Here is a 13,310-nt window from a genome sequence, read left to right as displayed (position 1 = left end):
GGGTGTCCTCGTGGGGTGGGTCAGGCGGCGGCGAGCGCCGCGACGGTCGGGTGGCCGGCGAGGCGCCGGTAGACGTCGGTGAAGGTCCGGACGGTCGCGGTGAGGTCGTGGGCGCGGACGATCTCGCGGCTCGCCCGGCCCATCCGGTGCCGCAGCAGCGGGTCCGCGAGCAGCACGGCCAGGGCGTCCGCCAGCGCCGCCGGGTCGGCCGGGCGGTGCAGGAAACCGTTGCGGCCCGGCCGCACCAGGTGCGGCAGCGCCATCGCGTCGGCGGCGGCGACCGGCCGCCCGACCGCCATCGCCTCGAGGGTCACCAGGCTCTGCAGCTCGGCGACGCCGGGCATGCAGAACACGGCGCAGCGGCGGTAGGCGGCGGCGAGGTCGGCGTCGCTCACGAAGCCGCGGAACGTGACCCGGCCGGCGAGCCCCAGGTCCTGGGCGAGGTCCTCGAGATCGGCCCGGCGGAGCCCGTCACCGATGATCTCGACCCGCCACTCCCCACCGGCGGGGAGCAGGGCGGCGGCGCGGAGCAGGTCGTCGACCCGCTTCTCGGGGTCGAGCCTGCCCACGAACAGGATGGTCGGGGGGCCGGCCGGCTCGGGGGTGGGCTCCGGCGGGATCTCGACGCCGCACGAGATCGGCAGTGCGACCAGCCCGGTCGCCCGGGCGAGCAGGTCCACGGCCCGGCCGGTCGGCGCGGTCAGGACGTCGGCACGCCGGTAGACCCCGCGCAGGTCCCGCCAGGCCGCCAGCCCGGCGCCCGCGCGGAGCCATCCCGGGATCCGGGCGTGGGCGACGAGGTTCTCGGGCATGAAGTGGTTGGTCGCGACGAGGGGCACCCCGTTCGCGCCCGCGGCGAGGGCGAGGCCGCGACCCACCGAGAAATGGGCCTGCACGTGCACGACGTCCGGCTCCAGCTCCCGCACGAGCCGCGCCGCGGCGGTGCCGGAGACCCACGGCAGGCTCGCGCGGAAGCCCACCGGGCCCGGGCAGCGCACCGAGCGGACCCGGTGGACGGTCACGTCGCCCGTCTCGTCGCTGTGGGCCGGGCCGTCGGGCGAGGGGGCGAGGACGTGCACCTCGTGGCCGTCGGCGGCCAGCCCGCCGGCCAGGCGTTCGGCGAACCGGGCCGCGCCGTTGACGTCGGGCGGATATGTGTCCGCCCCGATCAGGATCCGCATCGGAGGATGTCCTTCCGGGAGGGTCAGGGGGTCGGTTCGGTTCGGGAGGGTCAGGGGGTGGGTTCGGTACGCCGCCGCCGCTCGCGGAGGAGCTCCAGGCCGAGCGGGACCAGCGAGACCACCACGACGAGCGCGATGACCGGCAGCAGGTACTGGTCGACGCCGGGGACGAAGGCGCCCAGCGCGTATCCGGCCAGGACGAGCCCGACCGTCCACAGCAGACCGCCGGCGACCTGCCAGAGGGTGAAGGTCCGGGTGGGGGTGTGGAGCGCTCCGGCGACCGGGTTGAGCACGGTGCGCACCACGGGGATGAACCGGGCGAGCACGATGGCCTTGGCCGGGCCGTAGCGGGTGAAGAGCTCTTCGGCGCGGCGCATGCCGGCGGCGATCTTGGGCCGCCCGGCCCGGTCCTCCAGTGCCCGGCCGGCGCGGCGCCCGATCACGAAGCCCACCTGGGCGCCGATCAGGGCGCCGGCCGCGGCGGCCAGCAGGACCCACGGCAGGCTCAGGTGCAGGCTGCCCGCGCCGGTGGCGCACAGCAGCCCGGCGGTGAACAGCAGCGAGTCGCCGGGCAGGAAGAAGCCGATCAGCAGGCCGGTCTCGGCGAACAGCACCACCAGGATCCCGATCGTCCCGAAGGACGACAGCAGGTCGGTGGCGCTCAACGGGTTCAGGGCAAGTGCGGTGGTCATCGCGCTCCTCGGGGGTACGGGGACGACGCTAGGAACACCGGTGCTTCGGGACGGCCAGACGAAGGTGAGGACTCGGCAAAATCTGCCGGGGAACGTCTCCGGGGCCGTACCCTCGCGCCCATGGCCCGGCTGCTCCTGGTGGAGGACGACGACACGATCGGCCGGGCGCTCTCGGCCAGCCTGGCCGCGCACGGCCACGAGATCACCTGGCAGCCGACGGGCCGCGGGGCGCTCGAGACGGCCGCCCGCGGACCGCTCGACCTGGTGCTGCTCGACCTCGGGCTCCCCGACCTCGACGGGGTGGCCGTGTGTCGCGAGCTGCGCACCACCCAGCCGGACGCCGTGGTGGTCATGCTGACCGCCCGCGACGAGGAGATGGACGTGATCATCGGCCTCGAGGCGGGTGCCGACGACTACCTCACCAAACCGGTGCGCCTCGCCGAGCTGCACGCCCGCATCCGCGCCCACCTCCGGCGCGGGACGGCCGCCCCGGCGGACGGCCCGATCGTCCTCGGCGACCTGGCCCTGGACACCGCGAGCCGCCGGGTGACCGTCTCGGGGAGCGAGGTGACGTTGCGCGCCAAGGAGTACGAGCTGCTCGTGCGGCTCGCCGCCGAGCCGGGTGCCGCCGTGCGCCGCGAGACCCTGATGTCCGAGGTGTGGGACGAGCACTGGTTCGGGTCCACGAAGACGCTCGACGTCCACATCGCCGCGCTCCGGCGCCGGCTCGCCGAGGCCGGGGCGGGCGCCAGCCTGCCGGCGATCGTCACACTGCGGGGGCACGGCTACCGGCTGGACCCGCCCGGCTGATCGTGGCCCCACGGGATTTTGCCCGGGGCTAACCGTGTGGGGGCCGGGCCCGAACCCGGCGGTTCGTAGCGTCGGCGGGGTGCAGATCCTCCTGGCCGTCCTGCTCGCCCTCGCCTCCGCGGTGAGCTACGCCGTGGCCGCGGTCGTGCAGCAGCGGGAGGCGTCCCGCCACCACGCGGGTGGCCTCGCCCTGGTCGGGCGGCTCGTGCGCACGAGGGCCTGGTGGGCGGCGCAGGCCGCGACCCTGTGCGGGGCCGCGCTGCACCTGGCCGCCCTCGGCCTGGGAGCCCTGGTGCTGGTCCAGCCCCTGGGGATCGCCGCACTCGTGTTCGCCCTGGTCCTCGGGGCGCGGCGGGGGGTGCCGGTCGGCCGGTCGGGACGGGCGGGCGCGGCCCTGGTCGTCGTCGGTCTCCCGAGCGCGCTCGTGGCGGTGGGCGCCTCGGGGCAGGAGGGCGTCCCGCTCCTCGGGTACTGGACCCTCGCACCCCTGATCGCGGTCGCGGCGGCCGCGCTCGCCCTCGCGGCCGCCCGACGGCGGTCGGGCGCCGCGCTCCATGCGGTCGCCGCCGCGCTGTGCTTCGGCCTGACCTCCGGGACCGCGAAGCTCGCGTGGCTCGGCCAGGCCGGTCCCGCGGCGATCGGGGTGGGGCTCGTCGCGGCGGTCGCCGGGATGGTCCTGGCGCAGCACGCCTACCGCGACGGCGGGCTCGGCGCCCCGCTGGCCACGCTGACCCTGGTCGACCCGCTGACGGCCGGGGCGATCGGGGTCCTCGTGCTCGGCGAACCGCTCACGACGTCGCTCCCCCGGCTCGGGATCGGCGCCGCCGGTGTGGCCATGGTCGTCGCCGGGGTGTTCCGGCTCGCACCGCACCGCGCGCCCACCGCGCCGGGCCGCACAGCGCTGCTGGCGCCCGGCGGCACAGCGCCGCCCGGGCGGGTGCCGGACGCCGTGGGCCGCTAGGAACCCGGCAGAGGACGATCGGGCCGTGCGCAGACGCATCATCCTCCTGACGCTGGCCGCGGCGGCGCTCGCGATCGCGCTGTTCGGGCTCCCGCTCGCGGGCGTCGTCGTCGCCTACGTGCGGAACGACGAGCAGGGCGAGCTCGTGCAGATCGCCGACGTCGCCGCCCTGAGCGTCACCGCGGACCTGGCGAGGGGGGACGCCCCCGCGCTCCCGGCCCCGCGGGGCATCACCGAGGTGGCGCTCTACGGCCGGGACGGCACCCGGCTGCTGGGCACGGGTCCGGACACCGCGGACCGGGCGGTGACCCGCGCGCTCGCCGACGACCGGGACACCGAGGACCACGGCGTCGTCGCCGTGCCGGTGTCCGGGGACGACGCCCGGGCCGGCGCGGTCCGGGTTCACGTCTCCCCCACCGAGACCTACGCGAAGATCGGGCTCGTCTGGGCGGCGATGCTCGTCCTCGCCGCCGCCGCGCTGGGCGCCGTCTGGTTCGTCGCCCGCCGCCAGGCCGGGCGGCTCGCGGGCCCGCTCGAGCAGCTCTCCGGGGCCGCGCGACGCCTGGGCGACGGCGACTTCACGGCGCGCTCCCCCCGGGTCGGGATCGCCGAGATCGACTCGGTGGGCGCCGACCTCGACACCACCGCCGAGCGGCTCGGCGACCTCCTCGCCCGGGAGCGGGCGTTCACCGCCGATGCCTCCCACCAGCTCCGCACCCCGCTCGCGGGGCTGCGGTTGAGCCTGGAGTCGGCGTTGGAGGACACCCGCACCGATCCCCGCGCGGCCATGAGCGCCGCGGTCGCGGCCGCCGACGGGCTGCAGCGGACGATCGAGGACCTCCTCGCCCTGGCCCGGGACGCCGAGACCGTGCGGGCGCCGCTCGAGCTCCCCGTCCTGCTCGACGAGCTCGAGCGCCAGTGGTCCCCGATCCTCGCCCCCGCCGGGCGCGACCTCCGGATCGTGCCGGACGCCAACGCCCCCATGGCGTCCGGCTCGCCCGCGGCCGTCCGGCAGGTCCTCGCCGTGCTCCTCGACAACGCGGTCCGGCACGGGGCGGGCACGGTGACCGTGGCGGTCCGCGATGTCGCGGGTGCGGTCGCCGTGGACGTCACCGACGAGGGCGGCGGCGTCACCGTGCCCGTCGCGGACCTGTTCACCCGCCGCGCGCCCCACGCGGACGGGCACGGCATCGGCCTCGCCCTCGCGCGCAGCCTCGCCGAGGCGGAAGGCGGACGGCTGGCGCTCACCCGCGCCGCACCGCCCACCTTCACCCTGCTGCTCCGCGAACACGTGACCTTCCCGCTCGACTTTCCCGAGCTCTAACCCGCGGCTGGGCGGCCCCGCACCGGCCGGTTCCTAGCGTCGGGACCATGACGATCCACCCGCCCGGGTCCCCGACCGACTCCCTGCCCGACCCTCCGCATCACCCCTCCCGCCACTCCCCGGGGACCCGACGACGCACCGTCCGCCGGCTCGTCGTCTGCCTGCTGGTCGTCGGGCTGATCCCGGCCGGGATCTCCTACGGGCGGGCCCTGACCTACCCCGGCAACGCGTCCTTCCTCGCGCGGACGGTCGACTGGGTCCGGGCGAGCGGCGGCGGACCGCTCGTCAACCTCGTCGAGAACGTCGTCTACCGGCTCCGGACGCCCTCCACGGCGCCGCCCGCGCCCGCCTCGCTGCCCGCGGCACCGGCCGTGCCCTCGGCGTCGGCCCCGGCCCCGCTCGCTCCCCTCGCGGGGGCGCGGACGCTGCCCGGGGAGGGTCTGTGGCAGGCCGGGCCGCCCGTCTCCGGGCACCCGAGCGGGCTGTACACCACGTTCGTCCGCCCGGACCCGGGCTACCCCAGCGTCGTGGCGGGCGTCGCCCGGTTCGACCAGAACCTGGTCGCGGCGCACCTCGTCCCCGGCACGAAGGAACCGTCCGGGCTGGGCTGGCCCGAGGGTGGCCAGGTGCCGCCCGCCCTGCGACCGAACCTGGTGGCGACCTTCAACTCCGGCTGGAAGATGGCCGATGCCCAGGGCGGCTTCCTCGCCGACGGCCGCACGAGCGACGCGCTGCGCACCGGCGCCGCGTCGCTCGTCATCGACACCGGCGGGCGGGTCACCATCGGCGAGTGGGGCCGCGACGTCGGCCCCGGGCCGGGCGTCGCCGCGGTGCGCCAGAACCTCGCGCTGGTCATCGACGGCGGGCGACCGGTGCCGGGGCTGGACGTCAACGCGGACAACAGGTTCGGGTCCGCCAAGAACCAGCTCCAGTACACCTGGCGCTCCGGCGTCGGCACCGACGCCGCGGGCAACCTCGTCTACGTCGGCGGTGACCAGCTCACCCTGCGGACCCTCGCCGACGCCCTGTCCGCGGCCGGCGCGGTCACCGCGATGGAGCTCGACATCCACGGCGGCATGGTCGACCTGTTCTCCTACGCCCACCCCGCCGGCGGCCCGCCCGCGGGCACCCTCCTGCTGCCCACCATGCCCGGGCCCGCCGACCGCTACCTCGTGCCCGACCAGCGCGACTTCTTCGCGATCACCGCCCGGTGAGCACCGCGCTGTCCGATCGACCGCGGATCGGACAGAATGCACACGCCCGACGACGAAGGTGGAGTCCGCGGTGGAAGTTCGGACGGACGACCCGGTCGTCACCGGCCTGACGACGGCCGAGGCGCAGGCCCGGCGCGCGCGGGGCGAGGGGAACACGGCGGTGTCCGGGTCCTCGCGCGGCTACACGACGATCCTGCGCACCAACGTCTTCTCGTTCTTCAACAGCATCCTGTTCGTGATCGGCATCGCCCTGCTGGCGCTGGGCCGCTACAGCGACGCCCTGATCAGCGTGGGGCTCGGCCTGATCAACGCGCTGATCAGCGCCGCGCAGGAGATCCGGGCCAAGCGCAAGCTCGACCAGCTGCAGCTGCTCGACCGGGCCCCGGTGTGCGTGGTCCGCGACGGCCTGGAGGGCGAGCTCACCCCCGGCGACGTCGTGCGCGGCGACCTGCTGCGGGTCCGCCCGGGGGACCAGATCGTGGTCGACGGACCGCTGCGGGACGGCCGGCTCGAGGCCGACGAGTCGCTGCTGACCGGCGAGTCCGATCCCGTGGTCAAGGAACCGGGCGACGACCTGCGCTCCGGCAGCGTCTGCGTCGGCGGGGGCGGGCACCAGGTCGCCCGCGACGTGGGCCGGGACAGCTACGCCGGGCGGCTCACCGCCGACGCCCGCCGCGCCACCACGGACCGGACGCCGCTGCAGCGCCGCATCGAGTTCGTCGTGCGCCTGGTCATGGCCCTGACCGTGCTGATGAGCGGCGCGATCGTCGCCCAGGCGCTGCTCGAGGGCTTCAGCCTGCTGCGGGTCGTCCAGATCACCGCGGTGCTCTCGGGCCTCGTCCCCTACGGGCTGTTCTTCCTCATCGCCGTGGCCTACACCGTGGGCGCGGCCGCGATCGCCGGGCGCGGCGCCCTCGTCCAGCAGGTCAACGCCGTCGAGTCGGTGAGCAACGTCGACGTCGTCTGCACGGACAAGACCGGGACGCTCACGACGGGACGGCTCACCCTCGCCGAGGTCGTCCCGCTCGGCGGGAACCGGGACGTCGAGACCGTCACGGACACGCTCGGCGCCTTCGCCCGCAGCGTCGCCACCCCGAACCTCACCACCGCCGCACTGGCCGGTGACGGTGCCGCCTGGGAGGTGCGCGACGAGGTGCCCTTCAGCTCGTCGCTGCGCTGGTCCGGGATCGTCACCGGCGACGGGACCTGGGTGCTCGGCGCCCCCGACGCCCTGGCCCCGCGGCTGACCGTCCCCGTGCCCGCCGAGCTGGTGGCCGAGCGGGCGGGGCAGGGCCTGCGGGTCCTGCTGCTCGCCCGGGGGCGGTCCGGGCTCCGGGACGCGGCCGGCGATCCCGCCCTGCCCCCGCTGGAGCCGGTGGGGCTGGTCGCTCTCGCCGACGAGCTGCGGCCCGAGGTCGTGGGCACCGTCGAGCGGCTGCGCGGCGACGGGGTGGCGCTCAAGGTGCTCTCCGGCGACGACCCGCGGACCGTCGCCGCGCTCGTCGCTCGGACCGGGCTCGACGTGGGCGATCCCGTCGCCGGGCCCACCCTCGACGCCCTCGACGACGCCGCGCTCGACCGCCTCGTCGCCCGAACCTCGGTGTTCGGCCGGGTCGCCCCGGAGCAGAAGGAGCGGATCGTCGCCTCGCTGCGCCGGCAGGGCCGTTACGTCGCCATGATCGGCGACGGCGTGAACGACGCCCGGGCGCTCAAGGGCGCCCACATCGGGGTGGCCATGCGCAGCGGCAGCGCGGTGACCCGCGACGTCGCCGACATCGTCCTCGTCGACGACTCCTTCTCCGCGCTGCCGCCGGCCCGCGAGCAGGGCCGGCGCATCATCAACGGCATCGCGGTGTCGATGTACGTGTTCCTCGCCCGGGTGGCCACCCAGGGCGTGGTGATCCTCGCCGTCACGATGCTCGGCCTGGGCTTCCCCTACTCCCCCACCCAGGTGGGCCTGACCCTGCTCACCGTCGGCATCCCGACGCTGTTCCTCACCTGGTGGGCCCGGCCCGCGGCGATCGACGAGCAGCTGCTGGGCAACCTGGCCCGCTTCGTCATCCCGACCGCCGTGATCACCGGCGGGGTCGGGACCGCCGTCTACGCCTGGCTCTACGAACGCGTGCTCACCGGCTTCACCAGCGGCCGCACCCCGGCGCAGGTGCTCACCGAGTTCGAGAGCTACACCGGGCTGAGCTCGACCGACACCGACTTCGCCACCGCCTCGGCCGCCATCGGCGCCCAGACCGGGCTGTCGACCTTCGTCTGCCTGGCGTCGTTCCTGCTGATCCTGTTCCTGTTCCCGCCCACCCGGCTCTTCGCGGCCTGGACCGCGCCGACGCCCGACCGCCGGCCGACGCTGCTGGTCGCCGGGCTGCTGGTGGTCTTCGCGGCCGTGCTGTTCGTCCCCGCCCTGTCCACCTACTTCGGGCTCACGGGGCCGGCCGCTCCCGTCTTCCAGGTCGTGCTCCCCGGGGTCGTGCTGTGGTTCGTGCTGCTCACCGTGGCCTTCCGGCTCCGCCTGCTGGACCGGGTGCTCGGCCCGCGCCCCTGACCGGGGCAGCGCGCGGCACGGGCCCGCACGGCGTCGGGCTAGAGTCCGGCGATGTCGAGCCCCCGCCCGCCGGGCGGCCCGCCAGGGGCGCACCTCGCGGTCGGGCCCCGCGTGGCGGCGCCGCTGCTGCCCACCCGCAGCTTCGGCGTGGCCTGCGAGCTCGTCCTCGACCACCTGCGGACGGTCGCCCCGATGGGCGTCTGGGCCGTCACCCGCATCGTCGACAACCGGCAGCTGTTCCTCACCCTGCGCGGGGACGGCTACGGGATACCGGCCGGGGCCGCCGTCCCGTTCGACGAGACCATGTGCCGCACCATGGCCGCCGGCCAGACCCCGCGCATCGCTCCCGACGTCGAGGCCGTCCCCCGCTACGCGGCGGTGGCCGCGGGCGCGCAGGTCGCGGTGCGCGCGTACGTCGGCACGCCCATCGTGGTCCAGGACGGGCTGCTCTTCGGCACTGTCTGCGGCTACGACCCGAGCCCCCAGCCCGAGTCCCTGCACGAGCTCCTCCCCCTGCTCGACCTCCTCTCCAGCCTGCTGTCGGCCGTGCTCGACTCCGACCTCCGCACCACCCGCATGGCACGTGAGCTGGAGGCCGCGCTGCGCGAGGCGGAGGTCGACGCGCTGACGGGCCTGCTCAACCGGCGTGGCTGGGACCGTTTCGTCGAGCACGAGGAGGAGCGGTTCCGCCGCTTCGGCGACACCGCGAGCGTGGTGATCCTGGACCTGGACAACCTCAAGACCGTCAACGACGGGCTCGGCCACGACGCCGGCGACCGCTACATCCGCTCCGCCGCCCTCGCGCTCGCCGCCGTCGTGCGCGACGGCGACGTGCTGGCCCGCCTCGGCGGCGACGAGTTCGGCATCATCGCCGTCGGCGCGACCCCCGACGAGGCCGCCGAGCTGGTCCGGCGGGCCGAGGCCGCCCTCGTCGCGGCCGGGGTCTCCGGCTCCTTCGGACACGCCCCCTACAGCATCGTCGCGGGCTTCCCGGGCGCGTGGAAGGCCGCGGACGAGGCGATGTACGCCCAGAAGCGCCGGCGCCGGGGCCTGCCCGCCGTACCTGGCTGAGCAGGCCACGCCGCCGGACAAGCGGGCGACAAGCGACGCGCAAGGGCGACCCGCCACCGTGGCGGCAGCGGTCGGTCAGGTGCCGTCCGCCCGACCCGAGGAGAGCCCGGTGGACGCATCCGACCCCCGTACCGAACCGGCGGAACCGACAGAGCTCACCGGGCTCACCGCGGCCCGGCGCATCGCCATCGCGATGGGCACCGCCACCGACCCCGGGTCCGCCCCGACACCCACCGACGGCGACGAGGAGGTCCCGCCGCGGACACCCGGGTGATCCGGACGGGCGGTACTTTCGTCCGGTCCGGGCAGGGTGCACCGGCGAGGAGGAGCGCGTGAGGTTCGACGTCCTCGGCCCGACCGAGGTGTGGGACGGCGAGCGCCTGGTCGAGCCGGGCCCGGCCCGTCGCCGGCTGGTGCTGGCCGCGCTGCTGGTGGACGTCGGCCGCGTCGTGCCGCTCGAGACCCTGCTCGACCGGGTGTGGGACGGCCGTCCGCCGGAGTCCGCGACCGGCACACTGCAGACCTACATCTCGCGGCTGCGGGCGACGCTGAGCTCGGCGACCGTCACCACCAGCCCGCGCGGCTACGCGCTCGACGTGCCGGACGACGACGTCGACGCGAAGCGCTTCGAGTCGCTGCTCGGCCGCGCCATCCGCCGTCGCGACGACGGGGACCCCGCGGGTGCCCGGGCGCTCGTCGGCGAGGCCCTCGGCCTCTGGCGCGGCGAGGCCTACGCCGACTTCCGCGCCGCGTTCACCGCGGTCGAGGCGGCCCGGCTGCACGACCTGCGGCTCACCGCCCACGCCCTCGCCGCCGATCTCGACCTCGCACTCGGCCGGCCCGACGAGGTGCTCCGCACCCTGCGACCGCTCGTCACGGCGGAGCCGCTGCGCGAACCGCTGCGCGCCGCGCTCATGCTCGCGCTCTACCGCGCCGGCCGCTCGGCCGAGGCGCTGCAGGTCTACGCCGAGGGCCGCGCGCTGCTCGCCGAGGAGCTCGGCGCGGACCCGGACGCCGCCACCCAGCAGCTGCACGCCCGGATGCTGCGCCAGGACCCGGCCCTCGACCTCGTGCCCGCCCCCGATCCCGTCCGCGCGGCCCCGGTGCAGGAGCTCGCCCCGGCCGGCGGCGAGCGGTTGATCGGCCGCGATGCCGAGCTGGCGCTGCTGCAGGCGGCGGTGGACGGGTCCGCGGCGGGCGGCACGGAGTTCGTCGCCGTCGTCGGCGAGGCGGGGATCGGCAAGAGCCGGCTGGTCGAGGAGCTGGCCGGCCGGGCGCGGGCCACGGGCGTGCCGGTGGCGTGGGGACGCTGCTGGCAGCACGAGGGGGCGCCCGTGCTGTGGCCGTGGGTCCAGGTCCTGCGCGAGCTCGGCACCCGCCTGCCCGCGGACGTCCTCGCCGCGGCACTGACCGGGCGGGCGGCTCCGGTCGGCACCCTGGTGCCCGAGCTGGTGCGCGGCGCCCCGGCCGCGTCGCCGGCACCCGGTGCGTCCGCCGATCCCGCGGCGTCCGTCGACGAGGCGGAGGTGTACCTGTTCGACGCCGTCGTCACCTTCTTGGCGGCCGTGGCCACGGACCGGCCGGTCGTGCTGGTGGTCGACGACCTGCAGTGGGCCGATCCGGCGTCGCGCCGCCTCGCCGAGTACGTCGCGACGCACCTGCGCGACAGTCGCGTCACGGTCGTGGTCACCGTGCGCTCCCCGGGCACGGAGGGCGACCATCCCGATCTCGAGGTCCTGGCCGCGCTGGCCCGCCTCACCCGCGTCCGGCGCATCGACCTGCCGCCGATCTCCGCCGCCGACGTCCGCGCGCTCGTCCGGGACCGGGTGGGCGACGACGTCGACGAGCCCACCGCTGCGGCACTGCACGCCCGCACCGGCGGGAACCCCTTCTACATCGGGGAGATCGTGCGGCTGGTGCTCACCACCGGATCCGGGATGGCCGACGGCGTGCCGGACAGCGTCCGCGGCGTCATCCGCCGCCGGGTGCAACGGCTGTCCGAGGACGACCAGGCCGTGCTCCGCGCCGCGGCCGTGGTCGGCCGCACCTTCGACATCGACCTGCTGGCAGCCGTCACCGGCATCGACGAGGACGCCGTCGACGACGCCGTGGACCGCGCGACGGTCCTCGGCCTGCTGCGCTCCGAACCCGGCACCGCCGACCTGCACCGCTTCACCCACGCCTTGCTCCAGGAGACGCTGATCGACGAGACCGGCCCCTCCCGGCGGAGGCGGCTGCACCGGCGCACCGCCGAGATGCTCGTGGCCCGGCGCGACGGGCGGGCCCGCGGCCCGGCGCCCGCCCGCTGGATCGCCTACCACCTCGCCGAAGCGGGCGACTGGGAGCGCGCCGCGGAGTTCTCCCTGCTGGCCAACGACGAGGCGCTGGAGCGACGCAGCTACACCGAGTGCAGCGAGCTGCTGCACCAGGCCCTCGACGCCGCGAGCAGGGTGCCGGGTGGCCGCGGCGCCGCCCTGCGTGCCGCCGCCACCTACCGGCTGCGGTCGTTCCACATGCTGTTCGACGGCACCCAGTCGCCCTACGGGCTGTGGGCGGACGGGCCGGTCGAGTTCGATCCCGAGGCGCCGTCCCGGGACCTCGTCACCACGCTGTACGCCTGGTGGGGCGACCTGCACGGCCGCAACGACATCAGGGCCGCCGCCGGGATCAGCGCGACGATCGTCTCGCTGGCCGAGGAGCGCGACGACGACCTGCTGCGGCTCGCGGGGCACATGACCACCGGGTACAACCTCCTGCAGGAGGGCCGGTACCGCGAGGCGCGTGACGCGTTCGCCGCGATGGAGTCGTGCTACGACGGCGTGACCGTCCCCGAGCTGGTGTTCACACCCGATCCCCGCGTCGGTGGCCCGCTCTACCAGGGCGTGTGCGAACTGATCATGGGCGATCCCGGGCGCGACGAGGAGCTGTTCCGGCTGGCCAACTCCCGCGCCCGCGACCTCGGCGACCCGATCGCCCAGAGCTACGCCGACGGCATGGGCCTGTTCCGGCAGGTCTGGCGCGGCGACGGCCCGGCGGCGCGCGCGGCCGCGGACGTCGTCGACCGGAACATCCAGGCGCGGGAGATGCACATGATGCGGATGTACATGGCGATGCCGACGGCGTGGGCGAGCGCGGCCGACGACATCGAGCGCGGCGCCGCCCTCGCGGACGAGGCCATGGCGTTGATCGGGGCGCCGGGCCGGATGGTCTGGCGGCCGTACTTCCTCGGCTTCTACGCCGAGATCCTGCTCCGGGCGGGACGTCACGACGACGCCCTCGCGGCCGTCGCGCAGGGGCTCGACGAGGCCACGGACTCGGGGGCGCACGGCTACGACGCCGCGCTGCACCGCCTCCGCGCCCAGGCGCTGCGCGCCGCCGGGGCCCCGGTCGCCGAGGTCGACGCCGAGATCGTCCGCGGGCTCGCCGTCGCCCGCGCGCAGGGGGCGGCCCTGTTCGAGCGGCAGCTGGAGGCCCTGTCCCGCCTCGGGCCCGGCTGAGCCTCG

The 13,310-nt window shown here is 76.0% G+C and carries 10 protein-coding genes; 8 read left to right on the top strand and 2 right to left on the bottom strand.

Annotated elements, in window-relative coordinates:
- Positions 1-20: 20 nt before the first annotated feature.
- Together ABD324_RS19160 and ABD324_RS19155 are read right to left on the bottom strand one after the other, a co-directional pair.
- On the bottom strand, positions 21-1,181 hold the full coding sequence (locus tag ABD324_RS19160) for a glycosyltransferase (RefSeq protein ID WP_344418631.1): 1,161 nt from the start codon (positions 1,179-1,181) through the stop codon (positions 21-23).
- A 50-nt stretch (positions 1,182-1,231) separates the two neighbouring features.
- Positions 1,232-1,873 (bottom strand): DedA family protein, encoded by a 642-nt coding sequence (locus ABD324_RS19155; protein ID WP_344418629.1) that lies wholly within the window; start codon positions 1,871-1,873, stop codon positions 1,232-1,234.
- A gap of 120 nt (positions 1,874-1,993) precedes the next feature.
- Between ABD324_RS19155 and ABD324_RS19150 the strand changes: the two genes are divergently transcribed.
- The 8 genes from ABD324_RS19150 to ABD324_RS19115 all read left to right on the top strand — a co-directional run bounded on the left by ABD324_RS19150 (position 1,994) and on the right by ABD324_RS19115 (position 13,304).
- Entirely contained in the window at positions 1,994-2,683 is a 690-nt protein-coding gene (locus tag ABD324_RS19150; protein ID WP_344418626.1) for a response regulator transcription factor, read from the top strand.
- 79 nt (positions 2,684-2,762) lie between these two features.
- A complete protein-coding gene (locus ABD324_RS19145) occupies positions 2,763-3,644 on the top strand; it encodes a DMT family transporter (RefSeq protein ID WP_344418623.1) in 882 nt (293 codons plus the stop codon).
- Between the two features lie 25 nt (positions 3,645-3,669).
- The gene (locus ABD324_RS19140; RefSeq protein WP_344418620.1) at positions 3,670-4,968 is read left to right on the top strand and encodes a sensor histidine kinase; all 1,299 of its coding nucleotides are present in this window, start codon (positions 3,670-3,672) and stop codon (positions 4,966-4,968) included.
- A 47-nt stretch (positions 4,969-5,015) separates the two neighbouring features.
- Positions 5,016-6,182 carry a phosphodiester glycosidase family protein gene (locus tag ABD324_RS19135; RefSeq protein ID WP_344418617.1) on the top strand — a complete coding sequence of 389 codons (1,167 nt, stop codon included), beginning with the start codon at positions 5,016-5,018 and terminating at the stop codon, positions 6,180-6,182.
- 70 nt (positions 6,183-6,252) lie between these two features.
- Complete coding sequence (locus ABD324_RS19130) at positions 6,253-8,736, top strand: HAD-IC family P-type ATPase (protein WP_344418614.1); 2,484 nt, start codon at positions 6,253-6,255, stop codon at positions 8,734-8,736.
- Positions 8,737-8,787: 51 nt separating this feature from the next.
- On the top strand, positions 8,788-9,807 hold the full coding sequence (locus ABD324_RS19125; protein ID WP_344418611.1) for a sensor domain-containing diguanylate cyclase: 1,020 nt from the start codon (positions 8,788-8,790) through the stop codon (positions 9,805-9,807).
- Positions 9,808-9,916: 109 nt separating this feature from the next.
- The gene (locus ABD324_RS19120) at positions 9,917-10,081 is read left to right on the top strand and encodes a hypothetical protein (protein WP_344418608.1); all 165 of its coding nucleotides are present in this window, start codon (positions 9,917-9,919) and stop codon (positions 10,079-10,081) included.
- Positions 10,082-10,139: 58 nt separating this feature from the next.
- On the top strand, positions 10,140-13,304 hold the full coding sequence (locus ABD324_RS19115) for an ATP-binding protein (RefSeq protein ID WP_344418605.1): 3,165 nt from the start codon (positions 10,140-10,142) through the stop codon (positions 13,302-13,304).
- Positions 13,305-13,310: the final 6 nt, after the last annotated feature.

This window comes from Pseudonocardia ailaonensis (genome assembly GCF_039531635.1).
Classification (GTDB): Bacteria; Actinomycetota; Actinomycetes; order Mycobacteriales; family Pseudonocardiaceae; genus Pseudonocardia; species Pseudonocardia ailaonensis.
This window is presented reverse-complemented; position numbering and strand designations above follow the sequence as displayed.